The 20,983-nt window shown below is 41.6% G+C and carries 21 protein-coding genes, 4 tRNA genes and 1 riboswitch; of the genes, 4 read left to right on the top strand and 21 right to left on the bottom strand.

Annotated features, from left to right (window positions below; translation table 11 throughout):
• The 19 genes from EAH57_RS14340 to EAH57_RS14250 all read right to left on the bottom strand — a co-directional run.
• A partial coding sequence (locus EAH57_RS14340; RefSeq protein WP_227545342.1) for a GTP-binding protein occupies positions 1–139 on the bottom strand: 139 nt, incomplete at its 3' end.
• 165 nt (positions 140–304) lie between these two features.
• Positions 305–379: transfer RNA gene (locus tag EAH57_RS14335), tRNA-Thr, on the bottom strand.
• A gap of 17 nt (positions 380–396) precedes the next feature.
• Positions 397–472, bottom strand: a tRNA-Gly gene (locus EAH57_RS14330).
• A 33-nt stretch (positions 473–505) separates the two neighbouring features.
• Positions 506–589 (bottom strand) — tRNA-Tyr (locus EAH57_RS14325).
• 52 nt (positions 590–641) lie between these two features.
• A tRNA-Thr gene (locus tag EAH57_RS14320) sits at positions 642–717 on the bottom strand.
• Positions 718–815: 98 nt separating this feature from the next.
• A complete protein-coding gene (gene trpE, locus EAH57_RS14315; protein ID WP_121930640.1) occupies positions 816–2,309 on the bottom strand; it encodes an anthranilate synthase component I in 1,494 nt (497 codons plus the stop codon).
• 95 nt (positions 2,310–2,404) lie between these two features.
• Positions 2,405–3,097: a phosphoglycolate phosphatase gene (locus EAH57_RS14310; protein WP_121930639.1), complete on the bottom strand. Its 693-nt coding sequence runs from the start codon at positions 3,095–3,097 to the stop codon at positions 2,405–2,407.
• Between the two features lie 70 nt (positions 3,098–3,167).
• Entirely contained in the window at positions 3,168–3,776 is a 609-nt protein-coding gene (locus EAH57_RS14305; RefSeq protein ID WP_121930638.1) for an FHA domain-containing protein, read from the bottom strand.
• Positions 3,777–3,855: 79 nt separating this feature from the next.
• Entirely contained in the window at positions 3,856–6,069 is a 2,214-nt protein-coding gene (gene gspD / locus EAH57_RS14300) for a type II secretion system secretin GspD (protein WP_121930637.1), read from the bottom strand.
• 38 nt (positions 6,070–6,107) lie between these two features.
• Complete coding sequence (locus EAH57_RS14295; protein ID WP_121930636.1) at positions 6,108–6,947, bottom strand: type II secretion system protein N; 840 nt, start codon at positions 6,945–6,947, stop codon at positions 6,108–6,110.
• Positions 6,947–7,690, bottom strand: coding sequence for a type II secretion system protein N (gene gspN, locus EAH57_RS14290; protein ID WP_121930635.1), 744 nt, complete (start codon positions 7,688–7,690; stop codon positions 6,947–6,949). Before gspN ends, EAH57_RS14295 begins: the two co-directional genes overlap by 1 nt.
• A 177-nt stretch (positions 7,691–7,867) precedes the next feature.
• Positions 7,868–8,194 (bottom strand): H-NS family nucleoid-associated regulatory protein, encoded by a 327-nt coding sequence (locus EAH57_RS14285; RefSeq protein ID WP_004668250.1) that lies wholly within the window; start codon positions 8,192–8,194, stop codon positions 7,868–7,870.
• A gap of 373 nt (positions 8,195–8,567) precedes the next feature.
• Positions 8,568–9,008, bottom strand: coding sequence for an acyl-CoA thioesterase (locus EAH57_RS14280; protein WP_121930634.1), 441 nt, complete (start codon positions 9,006–9,008; stop codon positions 8,568–8,570).
• Positions 9,009–9,016: 8 nt separating this feature from the next.
• Entirely contained in the window at positions 9,017–10,210 is a 1,194-nt protein-coding gene (locus tag EAH57_RS14275) for a heme biosynthesis protein HemY (protein WP_121930633.1), read from the bottom strand.
• Positions 10,211–10,216: 6 nt separating this feature from the next.
• Positions 10,217–11,050 carry a hypothetical protein gene (locus EAH57_RS14270; protein WP_121930632.1) on the bottom strand — a complete coding sequence of 278 codons (834 nt, stop codon included), beginning with the start codon at positions 11,048–11,050 and terminating at the stop codon, positions 10,217–10,219.
• Positions 11,047–11,823 carry a uroporphyrinogen-III synthase gene (locus EAH57_RS14265; RefSeq protein ID WP_121930631.1) on the bottom strand — a complete coding sequence of 259 codons (777 nt, stop codon included), beginning with the start codon at positions 11,821–11,823 and terminating at the stop codon, positions 11,047–11,049. The genes EAH57_RS14270 and EAH57_RS14265 overlap by 4 nt, the downstream gene beginning before the upstream one ends.
• Entirely contained in the window at positions 11,823–12,740 is a 918-nt protein-coding gene (gene hemC / locus EAH57_RS14260) for a hydroxymethylbilane synthase (protein ID WP_121930630.1), read from the bottom strand. Before hemC ends, EAH57_RS14265 begins: the two co-directional genes overlap by 1 nt.
• A 111-nt stretch (positions 12,741–12,851) precedes the next feature.
• Positions 12,852–13,589, bottom strand: coding sequence for a LytR/AlgR family response regulator transcription factor (locus tag EAH57_RS14255; protein WP_004668243.1), 738 nt, complete (start codon positions 13,587–13,589; stop codon positions 12,852–12,854).
• Between the two features lie 57 nt (positions 13,590–13,646).
• Complete coding sequence (locus EAH57_RS14250) at positions 13,647–14,789, bottom strand: sensor histidine kinase (RefSeq protein WP_121930629.1); 1,143 nt, start codon at positions 14,787–14,789, stop codon at positions 13,647–13,649.
• Between EAH57_RS14250 and argH the strand changes: the two genes are divergently transcribed.
• Together argH and EAH57_RS14240 are read left to right on the top strand one after the other, a co-directional pair.
• Positions 14,780–16,213 (top strand): argininosuccinate lyase, encoded by a 1,434-nt coding sequence (gene argH / locus EAH57_RS14245; protein WP_034594833.1) that lies wholly within the window; start codon positions 14,780–14,782, stop codon positions 16,211–16,213. The genes EAH57_RS14250 and argH overlap by 10 nt on opposite strands.
• A gap of 9 nt (positions 16,214–16,222) precedes the next feature.
• Entirely contained in the window at positions 16,223–16,498 is a 276-nt protein-coding gene (locus EAH57_RS14240; RefSeq protein WP_004668240.1) for an oxidative damage protection protein, read from the top strand.
• 499 nt (positions 16,499–16,997) lie between these two features.
• Here the strand turns inward: EAH57_RS14240 and EAH57_RS14235 are convergent, their stop codons facing one another.
• Together EAH57_RS14235 and phoU are read right to left on the bottom strand one after the other, a co-directional pair.
• Complete coding sequence (locus EAH57_RS14235; protein WP_121930643.1) at positions 16,998–17,114, bottom strand: hypothetical protein; 117 nt, start codon at positions 17,112–17,114, stop codon at positions 16,998–17,000.
• Positions 17,115–17,317: 203 nt separating this feature from the next.
• The gene (gene phoU / locus EAH57_RS14230) at positions 17,318–18,040 is read right to left on the bottom strand and encodes a phosphate signaling complex protein PhoU (protein WP_121930628.1); all 723 of its coding nucleotides are present in this window, start codon (positions 18,038–18,040) and stop codon (positions 17,318–17,320) included.
• 146 nt (positions 18,041–18,186) lie between these two features.
• A riboswitch (TPP riboswitch) is annotated at positions 18,187–18,307 on the top strand.
• A gap of 84 nt (positions 18,308–18,391) precedes the next feature.
• Between phoU and thiC the strand changes: the two genes are divergently transcribed.
• Both thiC and EAH57_RS14220 read left to right on the top strand, forming a co-directional pair.
• Positions 18,392–20,287 carry a phosphomethylpyrimidine synthase ThiC gene (gene thiC, locus EAH57_RS14225; RefSeq protein ID WP_005194699.1) on the top strand — a complete coding sequence of 632 codons (1,896 nt, stop codon included), beginning with the start codon at positions 18,392–18,394 and terminating at the stop codon, positions 20,285–20,287.
• 75 nt (positions 20,288–20,362) lie between these two features.
• Positions 20,363–20,974 carry an NUDIX domain-containing protein gene (locus tag EAH57_RS14220; RefSeq protein WP_121930627.1) on the top strand — a complete coding sequence of 204 codons (612 nt, stop codon included), beginning with the start codon at positions 20,363–20,365 and terminating at the stop codon, positions 20,972–20,974.
• The last annotated feature ends 9 nt before the right edge of the window (positions 20,975–20,983 follow it).

Here is a 20,983-nt window from a genome sequence, read left to right as displayed (position 1 = left end):
AATCTTTCGCTTCACCGCCGTAAGTTTTTGCACAAATAGTTGCAATCGCAGCAGTTAAAGTTGTTTTACCATGGTCAACGTGACCAATTGTACCCACGTTTACGTGTGGTTTATTACGTTCAAACTTAGCCTTAGCCATTTGACTTTCCTCGTTTACGTCGACACCAGTTTAGAGAAAACAACCCTGAAACACTTTTCTTATCGACATTCGCCTAAAAAAACTAAACACCCAATACTTGAAAAGCAGACTATAATAGCCTGCTTCTTTAAATCTTTTGTAGAAAAATCTACTAAGCTGTATATCTGGAGCTCTTATCGAGATTTGAACTCGAGACCTCTCCCTTACCAAGGGAGTGCTCTACCACTGAGCTATAAGAGCGATGTCTTCGATAATAATGGAGCGGGAGACGAGGTTCGAACTCGCGACATGCAGCTTGGAAGGCTGCCACTCTACCAACTGAGTTACTCCCGCATGTTGGCACTTACCACTTCAATCGAAGCTAAATGGTGGTGAGAGAAGGATTCGAACCTTCGAAACTTTCGTAGCAGAGTTACAGTCTGCCCCCTTTGACCGCTCGGGAATCTCACCACATCACACTTACACAGTGCTGTTCTTTACTCAAAACATCAAAACCTTAAGATGGTGCCGGCACACGGATTCGAACTGTGGACCTACTGATTACAAGTCAGTTGCTCTACCAACTGAGCTATGCCGGCGTTTCTTAGTGTTTCGTACGTTTCGTATCGGAACGGTGTGCAGTTTAGCAAAACTTACACATGATGCAAGCAGTTTTTTCAGAAAAACTGCGAAAAACTCATAAAATCAATCCGTTTGACGATAATTCAACCGCTTTGATCACTGCGCGTGCTTTTATTTGGGTTTCATTCCACTCTGACTCAGGATTTGAGTCAGCAACAAGCCCCGCACCTGCTTGTACATAGACTTTTTCATCGCGAATCACACAAGTACGAATCGCGATCGACATGTCCATTTCGCCATGCCAGCCCAAATATCCAACTGCACCGCCGAAGACACCTCTTTTTACAGGTTCAACTTCATCAATAATTTCCATGGCACGAATTTTGGGAGCACCTGAGAGTGTCCCCGCAGGAAAAGTCGCCTTAAAAACATCTAAAGCATCGACATCATCCCGCACCTCACCTTGTACATTGGAAACAATGTGCATGACATGCGAATATCGCTCGATCACCATTCGGTCAGTTACCTGTACTTTACCGATTTTAGAAACACGCCCAACATCATTACGACCTAGATCGATCAACATTAAATGTTCAGCTATTTCTTTTTCATCAGACAGCAAATCTTGCTCTAATGCCAAATCTTCTTCTTTGGTCTTGCCTCTTGGACGCGTGCCCGCCAAAGGTCGTACTGTCGCAATGCCATTTTCCAAGCGCGACAAAATCTCTGGCGATGAACCTACGATATGAAACGGTTTTTGATCTGTCAGGGTTTGGCCTTGTACCAAAAACAAATAGGGCGATGGGTTTAAGTGACGTAAAGCACGGTAGACTTGCAATGCCTCACCATCAAAATCAGAGACCATACGCTGTCCAGGTACAACCTGCATGACATCCCCTGCACGGATGTATTCTTTTACTTTTTCAACTGTTTCGATGAACTTTTCTTTGCCTGTAATCGATTCAAAATTCGGTGCAGTATGTGGTTTCGCTTGCAAACTTACTGGTATTGCAAGCAACTGTTCAAGCTGATCAAGTTTCTCTTGTGCCTTTGCATAAGCATCTTCTTGATGAGCATCGACGTGATGAATCAAAAATAATGTGTCTTTTAAATTATCAAATACAATCACAGTTTGAGACAACATCAACCATAAATCTGGCAAGGTCACTGGATCGGCAGCTGGAATATTTTTGAGTTTTGGTTCGATATAGCGCACTGCATCATAGCCCAAATATCCAACCAAACCACCGGTAAAGTTAGGTAAGTCAGGTAGTTCCACTTGCGTCGGCACTTTAAATTGGCTTTGAAAGTCACGAATATATTGAAATGGATCACTACAACGCTGCTGGGTCACAGACCCATCCGCCTGTTGAACGGTTAAAACGCCTTCATTACATGAAAAAACAGTCGACTCACCCAAGCCAATCATGGAATAGCGTGCCCAATTTTCCCCACCTTCAACCGATTCAAATAAATAAGCATGTTTGTGCTGTTTAAATCGTGCAAAAACAGAAAGTGGCGTTTCAGTATCCGCCAACCGTTGGCGATAAACAGGTATCGTGTTATAGCCTGCTGATTTTAGTTGTTCAAATTGTGCAAATGTGGTCATGGGCATTCTCTATGCTTTTAGCTCTATGGTTTCGATTTTTTGCGTTTCCTTGTTTCAATTGCGTCAAGCCCGCCATCGAAAAACCATAACAACATTCATGCCTTACTCCCTACCCGATCTTCTTCAATCAACTCAACTAAACTATCAACCACTTGTTGCGGACAACAGTCATAGATACTTTCTCCATGATTATAGCCATAGCTGACCACAATACAATCAATACCTGCGCGTCTTGCTGCTTCAACATCATTGCTCGAATCGCCAATCATCAAACTTTGTGATGTAGATGCATTTTGACTTTGCATGCAGTGCAATAAAGGCAAAGGGTGCGGTTTCCGCTCAGACAAGCTATCCCCACCAACAACCATTTTAAAATACTGACTCAATTCCAAAATATCGAGGATACCTTTTGCTAAATGTTCAGGTTTATTTGTGACACAGACCATCGAGATATCATGTGCTTGACAATGCTCTAAAAAGGCGAGAACACCATCATAAACAGTGGTATTCACACATAACTCTTGTGCATATACCTGCATAAACGTATCAAGCAATTGCTTTTGCTGCTGTGCATCTACCTGCCCAAACAAATGTTCAAGCACAGTTTCACATAATCTCGCTGCGCCTTTGCCAACCCACTCCCGAACTTGCAATTCTGTAACCAAAGGCAAGCCCAATTTCTCTAAACTCAGATTCATGGCGCGATATAAATCAGCAGCAGAATCCACCAACGTTCCATCAAGATCAAAGAGAATCAGATGACGACTTTGTAACTGTGCAATAGACATTATATTTACTCTAGAAATAAAAAAGGCATACCTATTACGATATGCCTTGCATTGTAAAAGCTTAAAATGATTATTTAAAGAACAGCCAAGCAACCATCGCCAAAATGATCAACACAATAATCGAAATCAAACCAACCGAAGCATTTTTTTGTTGCTGTTTTTCCTGCATCACAGGTGATTCAGTTGCAACTGGCGATTGTTCTGAAGTAGCTTGAATATTTACATGTTCAGGAATTGGTGCTGGCTTTGGAATCGCAACTTGTTGTGGCATGCCATCACGACTGATCGGGGTCTCAACCGCACGTTCAGCAATACTCGGCATACCTTGATCGTGCGCAGCAGATGAAATAGGCTCAATTTCAATCTCTGGCAAATCTATATCCGTCGTTGTCGGCGCAAGAATCGAGAATGTAAAACTCGCAAATTGCAAAATATCACCATCATGCAATTCAGTTCCTTGTTCTATACGCAAATCATTAATAAACGTACCATTAGATGAATTTAAGTCCTGCACCCAAAGCTGTTGGTCTTTTAGCACTAAAGCAGCATGACGACGTGAAATATCCGCTGATTGCAATAAAATATCAGCATCCTGATGTCGTCCGACCAACATATCACGCTCAATCGTGATTTCTTTCCCCGTAAACTCACCTGTAATGGCTTGCAATTTCCAAGTCATAAACACCAATCCTTATCCTGATTTATTGATTATCGGTTCTGGCAATCTTAACATTGTGACATACTGTGCTTGTGTGCATCTACTGTGAAGATGCAGGATGAATCGTCGTGGTTGTCACTGTGTTTTTACTTCGCTCTACTGAACGCTTTTGTAAGGGTGCTTCCACCGTCGCAACTGGCGTTGTCACAACCGCTGTTTGGCTTTGTGTGGCTGTTGGAACATTTTGATAAGGTGAAGCATTCACCGCAGATTGTTGACGATAAATATCATTTACACTCTCAGGTAGTTTTGCAAAGTTGCCATTTTTATCCATCGAAAGCTGCAAGCTATAAAGCTGATTATAACGCTGCTGAGAGATACGGCGAATATCATCCGAATCCCCAATGATGGTCGGATGGATAAACACTAAGAGATTGCGTTTTTCATTACTGCGCGTATCGGCACGGAATAAACGTCCTAAATACGGAATATCGCCCAACACAGGGATACTTTGGCGAGTTAGACTAGTATCATCAGAAATCAAACCACCCAAAATCACAGTTTGTCCATGATCAGCCAATACCGAGGTCTTAATCGCCCGTTTACTGGTCACCAAATCTGTTGCCTGTCCTCGATTAGGCTGAACATTCGAAACCTCTTGTTCAACCTCAAGACGAACCGACCCTCCTTCACCAATATGAGGCACAACTTTAAGCGTTATCCCCACATCCTTCCGCTCAACCGTCGTATAGGGGTTCACGGTACTATTACCCTGAGTTGCAACTGACCCTGTGACAAATGGAACATTTTGCCCCACCACAATATAAGCTTCTTCATTATCCATTGTGACAATCGATGGAGTCGATAAAAAGTTCGATTTAGTATTCGCTCTCAGCGCTTGTATCAGCGCACCGTACGCCCTGCGTGGGTTTTCAAAATTCCCGACACCTATTGAAGCACCATCCCCCAAAGCACCTGCTGCACCTGCTGCACCGCCAGTTAAATAACCAGCTGCAATTTTGGACAATCCAGAACCAAGATTTGAAAAGTTAACCAGTCCAACACCGCTACTTAGATCACCTAGTACCCATTGCACACCGAGTTGATCGGCATCACTACCCACAATCTCAATAATCGCAGCCTCTATCAACACTTGCTGACGACGGGTATCCAATTGTTGAATTGCGGATTCAATTTCACGCATCAACTGCGGATCAGCTTTGACCACTAAAGCATTTTGGGTGCTGTCCGCAATAATACTGACACCGGCACCATTGAAGCTGGTCACATCATTTTGGCGGTTATTAAAACCACTGTTGAGGCTAATCCCCGAACTACCCGATGAATTCCCTGACGAACTTGTGCTTTGGTTATTTGAAATCAAATTATTGATCGGATTTGATGCATTACTATTGTTCGATGAAGCAGATGAAGAAACCGACTGACCAGAAACTAAACCTTGTAAAATTTCAGCGAGACTTTTTGCACTGGCATATTTCAAACGAAAGACTTTCAAGCCACCCAAACGATCTGCCGACGGCACATCCAACATCTCAATGATTTGACGCAAACGCTTACGTGAATCAGGATCACCTTTGATCAGAATACGATTGGTGCGATTGTCAGCAACGATACGTACGCGGGACCCCACAAAATCTTTTGCTGCACCTGTTGCACTCATGGTTTCCAGCAAAGTGATCACTTCCTCAGCCTGACTCGACTGCAAGCCAATCGCTTCAATATCGTTCTGACCCGTACCATCCAAGTTACGTACAATGTTTTCAAGCTGATAAATATTGGCGGCGCGATCCGAAACAATCAATGCATTGGTTCCAGCAACTGCTGCCAAGTGTGCAAACTGCGGCATCAATGGACGTAACGCAGGAACGAGATCATTTGGATTGGTATTTTGCAACCAAATCACCCGAGTGACGATCTGATCACCACCTGCACGATTGCGCCCATCGTAAGGAATACCAGCATTTTTCACATTACTATCGGGTACCAAACGAATGGTATTACCAGAAGGCAATGCCACCACACCATTAACACTAAGCACCCCCAAAAACAGATCGTAAACCTCATCTTTATTGAGCGGTTTATTCGAAATAACGGTCACATTGCCTCGTACACGAGGATCAACCGCAAAATTCTTACCTGTAATATCTGCAACTTCGTTAATAAATGCTGCTAAGTCTGCATCACGTAAATTGATCTTCCATGTCTGTGCGTGTACATGGGTACTGATTGCCGCAACCAAAGGCGCTGCAGCAAGTAATGCCCAAAGTGGACGATGATGATTCAAAGAAGCCATAACCTGCACTTATTCCTAACTAATGTGATGATGTGTTATCACTGAAAACTCTGTTGTATGGTCATCACTTGATCACCACGTTTTATTTCTATTTTGGCATGTCCTTGACGACGTACTTGCTCTAGTAATTGTACTTCGCTTAGTCCTTGCCCAACTGTTTGTCCATTGACCGACAGGATACGATCACCCGAGCGCAAACCCAATGTATTTTTTAAATTCGCGGGCGTTTGATCTGATATTTCATAACCATCTGTGCCACCGCTCACTCCCATATTTTTCATATATTGTTCACGGTTATCCTGCATCTGTTGAATCGCTTGACCTAATGCGGACTGCGGCGAATTCTGAACAGGTTCTTGCATTGGAGGTGGGACATTATTCGGCGGATTGATAACGGGGTCGGCTGGTTGATACAACCCTTTATCTAGTCCTTTAAATTTCACCTCTCGTGTCGCACCATTCCCTTGTTTCAACACCACATGATCCCAATAGACTTCCACCAATTGATATGAGGTCGAACCAACTGTCTCACCGACACGATAGCGCTCAGCCACATCGTTCAGCTTGATGACCGCTGAAGACAAGAAACTCGGAGAACCTAAGAGTACGCCCTGTAATTCTAAATTGACAATGTCTTGGGCCGTTGTCGCTGCAGGCTCATTAAATAATGCAAATGAACTAATATTCGGGACTTGAGCTTGCTGCGAACCCAGTTCAATTCGTTCAAATTGCATCAATTGTGGTGGGGCAACCACCCACCAAAACAATGAAGCCAGTTTCCAGCAGAGCCATAAAATAAGCAAGGCTAAAATCAAAGGACCGAGTTTATCTAACTTTTGCCAACGCAGTTGTTGTATTTTCTGCATCAATGCGTCCATTACAAACCACCCTGCAACAATGGCTGACGTGAACTAATCACAAAAGTTTCAAGTCCCGCTTTGCCTTGATAAGACGGAACATTCAAAAGCATGCGCTGTGTCAATTGCACATCAAGCATGAGGCTAGCATCTACACTTAAATTTGCCATTTTTTGACTACGCTGATCACGAACATCAAGTTGTAATTGTCCGTTGCTATCTTTTAATTCAGCAATCAGTGAAGGCATATTCATACGATCTTGACGTTGACCAAAAGTATAGGTCAGCTCACCTCCACCCCAGTTTAATCGCCCTTCTGTTGCATTGAAGCCTTTTTCTTTCTGATAGTTTAATTGCACATCGGCAAGCTGAATTGCATTCTCAGGCCACTGCCAGTCTGCAAAATATTTCAATGTTTCAGGTGAAATTTCACCATTCAAATCCTTAATCACGATTTTCTTCCCCAAACCATAACCAAAGATACCGTTAAATTGTGTATTGCCACTATGTATATCAAGATTGGCGCCTAAGCGAAACAACAACAGATCCAAAGGTCGAGTTTTCCAATGCACCGAACCCCGTAGCTGACCACGTTGCCAATCCGCCTGCCCCTGCCAAATATTGCCACTGACGTTATGTAATAATTGATTATCTTTAGAAAATTTCGCAATTAGCCATGTTGCTGGAATCTGTAAAATAATAAAAATTAAAAATGCAAAAATGGCGAACAACCACCATCTCCATTGCTTGGTTTTTTTCTTCATCCTACCCATACCAACATACAAAATATCATCCTTTCTGAAATATTCGCTCTGAATGACATTATGCATAATTTTTCAACATCGCCAATTCTCTCATATAAAAAAACCAAGCTTTTTCAGCTTGGTTTTTTATAAAGGATAAAGTCAGCGTATGACAAAACGATGACTTTTAAAACTTACTTAGATTAAGAAATCTTCAAGTTTTGCACCTTTTTCTAATTCAGCAACTAACCAGCGCGGTTGTTTACCACGACCAGTCCAAGTTTCCTCAGTATTGTTTTTATTACGGTAACGTGGCTCTACAGCTTTACGTGTTGTTTTCTTACGTTTTTGCTCACCCGCTGCCAATAACTCTTCAACCGTAAATCCAATGCCTTCAGCAATCGCAACGATTTGATTATATGCATCTTCAACTGCTTGGTCTTTTTTACTCGCAATCAATACTTCTGCTTCTGCTTGCAGACGCTTTAAATCTTCTACCGATAAATCACTAATATCTGGTTTCATCCGAACCACTCCAACTCAACAAGGAAAAATATATATCACGCAAAAATAAAATGAATTCAAAAATTCAGTTCAATATTAATTTATAAGCAATTCACTAATCAATATAAGAATAGTCGATTTAATGGCACTATAACAAAAAATTTGCTTTTTATTTACAATAAACTTCAAAAACATAAACCGAGCATAAAATATTTATTTATCTATTTTAATTTAAACCCATTCCAAACTGATCTTAACAGTGTGCATATTAAGCTCAATAAAAACACTTTTCATCCTATTGATGAGGACGAGATTCAATTACCATCACTATTATTTAAACAATAAAAAAACCACATTATAGTGGTTCCAAACTCAGACGTAATTGTCTTTATAATTACGAGTTTAGCAACAAATCACTCCCTACACCTGCTTCAAGCTGAATAATTTTCTGTCTAATGGGCTCAGGAATATTCGCCTTCTTTGAAGATACTTTATCCACACACACGATTACCGCATCACCCGTTGCGACGATTTGATTTTGTGTTTCACTCCATAAAACATATTGCATTCGAAACGCACTGTTTCGAAGCTCTTCAACTTTCGCACCAATATGCAAGACATCAGGGTAAAATACAGGTCTTAAATACTTACATTGGCTAGAAGCAACCACTGTCAATATATCTTGATCGAATATATTTAATGCCATTAAATAAACAATTCTGGCGCTTTCCATATAACGATAATATTGCACATTATTCACATGGCCAAAAGCATCCATATCCCCCCAAGCAACAGCTTGCTTATGCACAATTGGATAGACAGACAATTCATTCATATTTAGACTCATAGCTTAAAATTAAGAAAATTAACATCATTTTCAAATATTAAATTCAACTGTTTGATTAAATCAAGATTATCCCCAAGCATTGACTTAATTCGTAAATAACTCATTAAAATATTATCAGGATATAAAGTTAATAATTGTTCTGCTTCAAGATGACGTTGAGTTGCCACATAAACATGCCACTTGGCAAAGGTCAACATTGGCACACTGGTATAGCGCTGTTCAAGCTGCATAATACGTTGTTCAACATAACTATAATCAGGGATTTGTTTTAACAACTGTTGTTGGAACCACAGGTAAAATACCTCTGGGTCAAAATGCTCTTGCAACAAATGTAAAGCCAAGTCTTCGTGCTGCAAACTCATCTCTGGCATCCGCGCCAATAATTTTAGCCAGAGCACCTTACTCGTATAGGGGCGGGCTTGAATTTCACTTTGCAACGCGAGATAACGCTGCTGTAAAGCTGCTAAATCATCAACTGAAGCTTGATCAAATTGAATCAAAAGCTGTTGCAGCCATAAGTCACGATGCGCTGGGTCAAGTAGACCAAATTGAGTCGTTTGCAGGAATAACCAAGGCTTTTGTAAAGCAAGTTTCCCCCAAAGCGCGGTCATACGTTGCTGATAAGCTATTTCTACTTCAGCCAACCATGGAGAAAGTTGGTGCTGTGTCAAAAACTCCAAGTGTATCAGTGCCTTTTCGGTCTCTTGTTGTGCTAAAAAAATATCAATTCGTTGCAGCTCTGCCAGCTCAAAAGCCATCGGGGCTGAGCGATCCAAGCACTGCAAGGCAGTATCAAAATCACCATTTTTATAATCAAATTGTGCGTCAACGATCGGACTTAACAAACCAGATTGCGTAAAAACACGTTCAATAAACACCTGCTGATCTTTGGCTGAGTCTAGCAACCAAACGATGCCAAGCTGCTCATAAGGGTGTAAATCTTTAAAATGTAGCGCCGTTTCCTTTTTGCGCTGTTCACGCACGATGTAACGCTTACTAAACAACCAAAAGAGCTGCGCCAAGAAACTGACAAAAACAAACAGTGCGATCAATCCCCATGCACTGCTTTGGAATTGCCAATCACGCCAGTAAATATAGGCATAGCCATGCCCATATCCATAGCTCAATACAGCAAACAGAGCAAATAACAATAAACTTGCAAGTAAATAGATCCGTACTAAATGCTTCATTATCAATTATCCCAACAAGCCTAATGTGATTAATTTTGGTGTTGGTACTGCAGGAAGATTTAAAATTTTATCTAATCGTAGCTTCATTTTTTGGCTGTTCTGATCAGGTAATTCAGCCAATAATTTCATCACCTCTTGAATTGACTTACGATATTCGATTAATTGCCCTTGATGCAACGCTTGCGAGGCAAGCAATAAGCGCAACTGAGCCTCTTTCAAGATAATATTACGATGCATTAAATCAGGTGAAGAACGCTGAATTTTTTCCAACTTAAACCATTGCCACCATGCTGATGATTCATTTTTTGCAATCGTCACTTTAGGATTTTGCAGCTCTTGCTGGATTCGCTGATCGATTTCCTGCAATAAATCTTGTAGCTGTTGCTGTTGTTGGTCTTGAGTCAGAATATATTGCTGAATCGCTTGTTTATCTTGTTCAATTGCTTGAACAAGGCTGTGCTGCAATGCAGGCGATAACGCGGACTGAGCGATATGCTGATGCACCTGATTCAAATGATCCAATGCATAAGTAAACTGTTGCTGATCTAAAGCAAACTGAACCAATTGCAATTGTTGTTGAATTAAAATGACGGGTGCAATCCCCGTCGTTATGATCGGTGTCATGCTGTAATCAGTAGACGCGGTAGCTGCAACACCACTATTTTGTAATTGACGCTGCACGGCGACCAATTGGTCATTCAATAATGCATAACGCTGGTCTGTTTGAGCAAGCTGTTGTTGAAGTTCCGGAACACTCTGAGCATTTTTCGCAACGTCATAACTCAGCTTGGCTAGCCACAATATACTCAGCAGCAGTACCAAATACACAATTTTTCTCATACCTTTCCTTGCCAGTCACGCATGCGTTGAATAATCTCTGATGCAGTTAAATTTTCAAGCTGAATAATGTTAATCGCGTCGCCTAGTTGTACTTGCGAATCTGTTAGAATTTTTGTCAATCGCTCGCCCAAAGCAAGATAAATCCACTGTACATCACTGGAATACTGACCACAAAGTTGCAACCAATTTTGCCAACTAGCCTCACTGCTGATCAATACAGCAGTAGGTTGATTAGGATCGAGTTTTTGCACAATATTTAAAAACCCAGTCTTACTTCCCTCAGGACACTGACGGTGGTAAAGCACAAAATTAAGGATGGAGACACCCTGCTGCTGCAATTGCTGCATCATAAATTGCCGCCCGCCTTTCCCCCGCCAGAAAGCGATTTTATTTAAATTTTCTCTTTGTTTTAAAATTGGCAACTCAAGCATCCCTTCCGAGTTTTCCACCTCGGGGACATCACTAACAATATCAAATTTTGCGAGTGCGTGTGCAGTTGCCTGTCCCACGGCTATCCATTGGATGTGCTCAAGTTGTGCCAACTGAATACCAGCCTGCTGCAAATAACGCATACCAATTTCAACAGCCGTCGGACTCACCACGACAATAACTTGAGTTTCATCGAGTTGCTGATAAAGGTGTTGTAATACATCAGAAAAAGGTTCGGCAACCAACTCAAGTAATGGCAAAGCCTCGACCCGATAACCCACTGAGAGCAACGCTTGGGTAAGTGCGTCTGCGCGATCTTCAGGGCGAGTATTGATGAAAAGCATTAATACAACGCTTTCAATAATTCACCAGCACCTCGATCAAGTAAGCGCTGTCCAAGCTGCTCTCCCAACTGCTCTGCCTCTGCCGCCGTACCGACCATTTGCTCCTTCAGCAAGGTCTTACCATCTACGCTACCGACTCGCCCTTCAATCAGTAATTGATCATTGACTAAAGTGGCATAGCCTGCGATTGGCACTTGGCAACCACCCTCCAAATAAGCATTAAGGGCGCGTTCCGCACGGACACAAATCGAAGTTTCTTCATGTTGCAAGGGTTGGATTAATTTAAGCAATTCTGCATCATCTGCACGGCATTCCAAGCCTAGAGCACCCTGTCCAACCGCAGGCAGACTTACCATGGGCGTTAAACAATGACGAATTCGATCTGCCAAACCTAAACGTTTTAAACCGGCACTGGCTAAAATAATGGCATCGTACAAACCATCGTCCAGTTTCGATAAACGCGTGCCAACATTACCCCGTAAATCAATGATTTCTAAATCGGGACGTTGTTGTAAAATTTGACATTTACGACGCAGACTCGAAGTTCCAACTTTTGCACCTTGTGGTAATGCATCAAAATGCTGATATTGATTTGAAACAAATGCATCTAAAGGATCTTCACGCTCACAAATAACCGCAAGCGTTAAACCTTGTGGCAAGTGCATTGGCACATCTTTCATGGAATGGACTGCCAAATCAGCACGACCATCCAACAAAGCGGCTTCCAACTCTTTCACAAACAATCCTTTGCCCCCAATCTTGGCTAATGGGGTATCTAAAATCTTATCGCCTTGTGTCACGAACTTAACCAGTTCAACCGTCAAATCTGGATAAAGCTCGTTTAAACGAGAACGAATATGCTCCGCCTGCCAAAGTGCAAGAGGGCTTTGTCGAGTCGCAATTTTTAAGGTTTTCATAAATCCAAATTAAGTATTGATCAAGGCAATTGTTCCAAACTTAACTTGATCACCTAAAATTGCAAGCAAAAAATCATAAAGCCGCCCATACGCTGCCAAAAAATACGGCATTTATAATTGATGCATACATTCTCTTAAACTAGGTAAATGACGACGACTGACCGACAGCCGCTCATCCAGTTCACGTAATCGCACCTGATATTGTCCAGCGGCAACCAATTCAAGACCTTCCAAATAATCAAGAGAAACCAATGCATTTCGATGAATTCGAATAAAGCGATCCGCAAATTCCAGCTCTAAATCTTTGAGTGTTTCATCAATCAGTACACTGCCATTTTTATGGCGCACAGTGACATATTTTTGATCGGCCAAGAAATAATAAACACTGTCTAATGGAATCAGCTCGACCCCACGATAGGTTTTCGCCGCAATTTGATGACGCTGGTTTTTTACATCATACAACTCATCTTGTTGCAAACCCGTCATTTGAGCCTGAGTCAGTTGAGTTAAATGCTGAAATACCTGTTCTAAATCTTGGAGTGCTACTGGTTTTAGCAAATACCCTTGCGCCTGAAACTTAAATGCTTCCAGTGCATGTTGATCGTAGGCTGTACAAAAAATAATGGCAGGGCGAGGATTTAAATGACGCAGTTGTTCTGCACATTCCAAACCATTCATTCCAGGCATTTGAATATCTAATAAAACGACATCAGGCGAAGCATTTTCAATATGACTTAACACATCTTGTCCATGATGTGCAGTCGCAACGACTTCATGCCCCATTTGAGTAACTAAACGTGATAAACGCTCTACCGCTAGCGGTTCATCATCCGCAATTAGGACTCTCATCCTTTCCTCCTTGTCACCGCTAACATCATCCATATTTTTTATGGTTAACTTGACTTATTATTTTACTCGATAGTGGTAACAAACCACTGTGGTATATAACGATGTGCCCCCATAAACCTGAAACTTTACGGTTTGACCATAATACGCTTTCAAACGTTGCTCTACATTTTCGATCGCAATACCATTTCCTTTTCGCGTTTTTATTGTATCGCGAGAATATGGGTTAGTAATGACTATACTGACTTGATTTTGCAATATTTCAACCAATACGCTAATTGTTGACTGCTGTAAAACCTTTTCCACCCCATGGAAAATACTATTCTCAAGCAAAGGTTGCAATGTCAATAATGGAATCGTGACCCGTTTTAATTCAAGTGGTGTCGCCTGGATGTTCCATTCTACCTTTAAACGATCACCTAAACGTATTTTTTCGATGCTCAAATACTGCTGACATAAATCAATTTCCTCCGCCAAACTCACCAATTTAAGTTCCTGAAAACTCGCGCGGAAAAGACGTGACAGACTAATCAACATATTTTCAGCTTTATCGGGGTCAATTGTAATTAAACTCACCACACTATTTAAACTATTAAACAGAAAATGCGGATGAATACGCGCCTGCATCGCTTGAATACGTGCATTCAGCTCACTATATTGCTGATTGAGCCACTGTTCTCGCATATATAAATAGCGCAAACAAAATGCCCCCAACAATACCCCATAACTCAAATGCAGACTCATGCCATCAAATAAAATGTCTTCAGAGAAGCCGCCCGAGCGTACCGTCCAATATTGGATAAGATTAACGGCACAGGTCGTCAACAACACAATCAACAGCAATAAAATAAAACCTAAAGTTAATGCGACTTTTTGGCTAAATTTGGCAAAGAAATCTTGAAAGTAATCAACACATGCCGCAAAGGACAAAATCACCCAGTTAATAAAAAATATATATTGTAAAACACGAACACCCTGTAATTCTTGCCATGACTGAGCTTCAGCCAATGCCAACACCATTGCCAAGACATTACTGGCAACAATTAATTCCAATAAGTATTGCCATTGGCCAATTTTCGTAAAAAAATAGGACCCAGATCGATTCAACTGACGAGATTGCAATAACTTCTTACGTCGAGTTTCGGCAACTGCGTTTGGATTTGCTATACTCTTTTTTATTTTCCTGAGCTGCCATGACCACATCTTCTCAATCCTCTTCTTCAGCAAGCCCTCATCAAACCTCTGGAATGTGGGGCGGTCGTTTTTCAGAAGCAACAGATGCTTTTGTTGCAGAATTTACCGCATCTGTGCAATTTGACCAACGTTTTTATAAACAAGATATTGCTGGCTCAATCGCACATGCAACCATGCTTGCAAAAGTCGGCGTACTCACCGAAGCTGAACGTGATGACATTATTCAAGGTTTAACCACAATTCAAGCAGAAATTGAAGCAGGTAACTTTGAATGGCGCATTGATTTAGAAGATGTGCATATGAACATTGAGTCTCGCTTGACTCAACGTATCGGGATTACAGGTAAAAAACTGCATACTGGGCGTAGCCGTAACGACCAAGTTGCGACGGATATCCGCTTATATTTGCGTGATGAAATTGATGACATCCTCGGTTTATTACTCCGCTTACAAAAAGGCTTACTTGGTCTAGCAAGCAAAAACACCGACACCATCATGCCCGGTTTTACTCATTTGCAAACAGCACAGCCTGTGACTTTTGGTCACCACCTTTTGGCTTGGTTTGAAATGCTGGTGCGTGACACTGAGCGCCTACAAGACTGCCGTAAACGTGTCAATCGTATGCCACTCGGTTCGGCTGCTTTGGCAGGTACAACCTACCCAATTGATCGTGCTTTTACCGCTGAACTATTAGGCTTTGAAGCGATTTCTGAGAACTCGCTTGATGCAGTGTCTGATCGTGATTTTGCTATTGAATTCAATGCCGCTGCATCACTGATTATGATGCATCTATCTCGCATGTCAGAAGAACTGATCTTATGGACTTCAGCGCAATTTAAGTTTGTGAATATTCCTGATCGTTTCTGCACAGGATCTTCAATCATGCCTCAGAAGAAAAATCCTGATGTACCTGAGTTAGTTCGAGGAAAATCAGGACGTGTATTTGGCGATTTGATTAGCCTACTAACCTTAATGAAAGGTCAACCTTTGGCGTATAACAAAGATAATCAAGAAGACAAAGAGCCTCTATTTGATGCGATTGACACCGTTCGCGGCTCATTGATGGCATTTGCCGATATGGTTCCAGCACTTGTACCAAATATCGAAATCATGCGTGAAGCAGCCTTACGTGGTTTCTCAACTGCAACTGACCTTGCGGACTACTTGGTGAAAAAGGGCGTGGCTTTCCGTGATGCGCATGAAATTGTGGGTAAAGCGGTTGCTTTAGGCGTGGCGGAAGAAAAAGATTTGTCTGAACTCACACTTGAGCAATTACAGCAATTCTCTGATTTGATTACTGCGGACGTATTTGACAAAGCATTAACTTTAGAAGCATCTGTCAACGCGCGTAATCATATTGGCGGAACTTCACCAAAACAAGTTGAAGCTGCTATTGTACGTGCACACACTCGCCTAGAACAGTTATACGCTTAAGGATTGATGATGACTAGACAAGTATTTTGCCGTAAATACAAACAAGAGCTTGAAGGCTTAGACTTTGCCCCTTTCCCTGGTGCTAAAGGTCAAGCATTTTTTGAGACTGTTTCAAAACAAGCATGGCAAGAATGGTTAAAACACCAAACCACGCTGATTAACGAAAAGCGTTTAAATGTGTTTGAGTCGGATGCAAAGAAATTTCTTGAAGAACAACGTGAAAAATTCTTTGATAATGATGAAAGTGTTGAAAAAGCTGAAGGCTGGAAGCCTGAGGAAAACTAAAGCAACGCTTTAGTTTTCTGCAAGACAAGGACAAAGTCCGCGTAGGCTATAATCGAAAAGAGTCTAATGTCGCAAGACGGAGAGCTATGCTCGGAGTGCAAGGATAAGCAAACTTAAAACATCGTTTTAAGGCTCTGCCCTTGCGCAAGACGAGAAGCTATGCTTCGAGTAAATTGAAAACTAAAGTTTTTAAAGCTTTAGTTTTCTGCAAGACAAGGACAAAGTCCGCGTAGGCTTTAGGCTCAACGTTTTTATAGAAAATATTATCGGTGTGATATCGTTTATCCAACCTAAAAAAGAGAGCTTAAACTGGCTCTCTTTTTACGTGGTATTTACATTAGCAATAAAGCCTTACAGAGCATACACACTTGTCTACATGACAGTGATGCTCGTTGCGCTTATATTTAACTCAGAAGGACAAAGAGATACGATGATATCTCACGCAACATATGATATTTCTCTCCCAGACTTTCCCCCGAAGTCTGGGATTTTTTTATCTTTAATTTAATAAAACATATTCCCAAATCACAAAACCCAAGCCAAACCCGAGAAAGGCATAAAGGATAATAATAAAAAATACAAAGCTGGCTTTATTGTTCTTTTTTAAAAATCGCATCATCGTCTGCATACCTTAATCTGAGATTAAGGTCATTTTGAATGTATTGCTCCTCAAAACATAGACACAGAGCTTTTGCAAAAAACTATAACAGTCCCGCTTAGAAAAAATCATGACGATAAAAACAACAAAAAGCTGAGCTTGAAATTACATCAAAGCTCAGCTTTTTTTTAATTTATTAAAATCTGAAACAGCAGGAAAATTTATTTTCGATGTACTGTTTGTTCAATTTCTTCAATACTGGTATGACGAACATCTCTGCCCTTAGCCATATAAATCACTTGCTCTGAAATATTACGCGAATGATCTCCAATACGTTCCAATGAACGCAATACCCACATCACGTTAATTACACGTGAAATATGACGTGGATCTTCCATCATATACGTCATCAGCGTGCGTGTTGCTGATTGGTATTCGCGGTCAATATCCCCATCCGCCATCACAACTTTTAACGCTTGGTCAACATCTAAACGCGCAAAAGCATCTAAGGCATCGTGAATCATTACACGTACTTGGTTACCAATATGACGCGTTTCCATATAACCACGTGGCGACTCGCCTTCTTCACATAAGTTTTGAGCGATACGAGCAATCTTTGCCGCTTCATCACCGATACGCTCTAAGTCTGTATTGGCTTTACTCATCGCAATGACCATACGCAAATCAATCGCTGCGGGATGACGACGTGCCAAAATCAACGTTAAGCCTTCATCAATATCACGTTCGAGCTGATTAACAGTATTGTCTTTGAACTGAACATCCATCGCTAAATTGGCATCAGTATCTAAAAGTGCATGAATTGCATTGGCAACCTGTTGCTCAACCAATCCCCCCATGCTCATAAATTTGGTATGCACATCTTGTAAGTCTTCATTAAATTGAGAAGAAATATGATGACTTAACACAGGATTACTTGGACTCACAGTATGCCTCCACTAGACACATGGAAAATGATGGATGATTAAAACACAACAATGATGAAACTTTTATGACAATAGCATGGATTTGCCGATTGTCGAGTGGTATGAATTGCTACAACAAAACATAAAAAATCTGTTAGTCTAATCACCATAGCTTGACGGAGCGCAGTTAATCAACTGCTGAGATGATCTTAATCCTTAGATTTAAAGATCAGTACCGTTGAACCTGATCAGGTTAACACCTGCGTAGGAATCAAGCCCAGCAAAAACTTAGCCTCTATTTATCAAAAAGATAAATCTGCCATCGTTTTTGGTCGTGCTTGATTCGTTAATGCTCTCCATAAGGATCATGCCATGAATCAATTAACGAATCTTTCCCCTGCTGATATTTCTGCTCAACATGAGCAAGACGCTAAAGATTTAACGCGTATTTTACCCGCATCAAACAAAGTTTATGTCCAAGGTTCTCGCCCAGATATCCAAGTGCCATTCCGCGAAATCAGCCTGACTGATACCCCGACTGGCTTAGGCGGTGAGCATAATCCACCCGTGATGATTTATGACACCTCTGGCGTTTATACCGACCCAAATATACAAATCGACCTCAATAAAGGCTTACCCTCTGTTCGTCAAGCATGGATTGAGGAACGTGGCGATACTGATGTCCTTTTAGGTTTAAGTTCTGAGTTTGGACAATCACGTTTAAAAGACATTCGTACTGCGGATATTCGTTTTGCACATATTCAAAATCCACGTCGCGCCAAAACAGGCAAAAACGTTTCACAAATGCATTATGCCAGACAGGGTATTATTACGCCTGAAATGGAATATATTGCCATTCGTGAGAACCAGCGCCAACGTGAAGGTGTTGATATGCGTCAGCATGCAGGTCAAAACTTTGGTGCACAAAACCTAAAAGAAATCACCCCAGAATTTGTGCGTCAAGAAGTTGCTGAAGGACGCGCGATTATCCCTGCCAATATTAACCACCCTGAAATTGAACCGATGATTATTGGACGTAATTTCTTGGTGAAAATTAATGCCAATATTGGTAACTCAGCACTCGGTTCATCGATTGATGAAGAAGTGGCAAAAATGACGTGGGCCACGCGTTGGGGTGCGGATACCATTATGGATCTATCCACAGGGAAAAATATCCACGAAACGCGTGAATGGATTATTCGCAACTCGCCTGTTCCAATCGGTACTGTACCAATCTATCAAGCTTTAGAAAAAGTGGATGGCGTTGCAGAAGATCTCACTTGGGAAATCTTTAAGGACACATTGATTGAACAAGCAGAACAAGGTGTGGACTATTTCACTATCCATGCGGGTGTGTTATTGCGTTATGTACCAATGACAGCGAATCGCCTCACAGGCATCGTGTCTCGTGGTGGTTCCATTATGGCACAGTGGTGCTTGGCGCATCACGAAGAAAACTTCTTATATACGCATTTTGATGAAATCTGCGAAATCATGAAAGCCTATGACGTGTCTTTTAGTTTGGGCGATGGTTTACGTCCCGGTTGCGTCCAAGATGCCAACGATGAAGCGCAATTCAGCGAACTCAAAACTTTAGGTGAGTTGACGCATCGCGCTTGGGAACATGATGTTCAAGTGATGATTGAAGGTCCGGGTCACGTGCCAATGCATATGATCAAAGAAAACATGGATCTACAGCTTGAAGTCTGTAAAGAAGCACCATTTTATACGCTTGGACCATTGACGACGGATATTGCGCCGGGCTACGACCACATTACCTCTGCCATCGGCGCAGCGATGATTGGTTGGTATGGCACTGCAATGCTGTGTTATGTCACGCCGAAAGAGCATTTAGGCTTACCAAACAAGAAAGATGTAAAAGACGGCATCATTACCTACAAAATTGCAGCGCATGCAGCCGACTTGGCCAAAGGCCACCCGGGCGCACAAGTGCGTGATAATGCCCTGTCGAAAGCACGTTTTGAATTCCGCTGGGATGATCAGTTTAATTTAAGCTTAGACCCAGACACCGCACGCAGTATGCATGATGAAACGCTTCCGAAAGATGCACATAAATCAGCTCACTTCTGCTCAATGTGTGGACCTAAATTCTGCTCGATGAAGATCACACAAAATGTGCGAGATTATGCGCAAAACCAACGCAATGCCAAGCAATCAGATGATGCTGAAACAGAAGTTGAAGCAGGTCTCAATGCGATGAAAGCCGCTTATCAGGAACATGGTCAAAAATTGTACCACAAAGTGTAAATCCACTAAAAAAAGATTTTCCTGCCAAACATTCTCGGTTAGGATGAGATATGTACAATCTCATCCTAATTGAAGATGAATATTCTTGAACACGCTAGCTATTCAGCATCCGATGTAAAGATAGAGTCTCGAGAGCTGTTATTTCGAGGATTCATCCAAGTTGAGAAAGTGAGTCTAAAACATCGGCTCTTTCATCGAGCTGATTATTCACCGAGCATTCAACGTGAACTTGTTCATCGTCCTGAAGCCGCTGGCGTTTTACTATATAATGGCCAACAACAACGCTTTGCACTCATTGAACAGTTCCGTATCGGTGCATTCAATGATGCTGACTCTGCATGGCAACTCGAAATCATTGCGGGCGTGCTTGATGGAAATGAATCTCCTGAAAGCTGTATTCGCCGAGAAACATTAGAAGAATCAGGTTGTGAGATCACAACATTAAAACACTTATTTAGCTTCTATCCGTCTGCTGGCGCTTGCTCTGAACTTTTTCATTTATATGTCGCAGAAGTTGAATTGCCAATAAATGGCGGCATTTTTGGGGTATCAGATGAAGGTGAAAATATTCAGCTTCACTTATTCGATTATTCCCAATTAGACGTATTATTACACAATGGGCGGTTGAGAAATGCTCCTGTAATTATGGCATTACAATGGCTTGCTCAACATATACAACAACGATAACAAGTCTGA

Origin of the sequence: Acinetobacter sp. 2JN-4, from assembly GCF_003687745.1 — a bacterium.
GTDB lineage: Bacteria > Pseudomonadota > Gammaproteobacteria > Pseudomonadales > Moraxellaceae > Acinetobacter > Acinetobacter halotolerans.
This window is presented reverse-complemented; position numbering and strand designations above follow the sequence as displayed.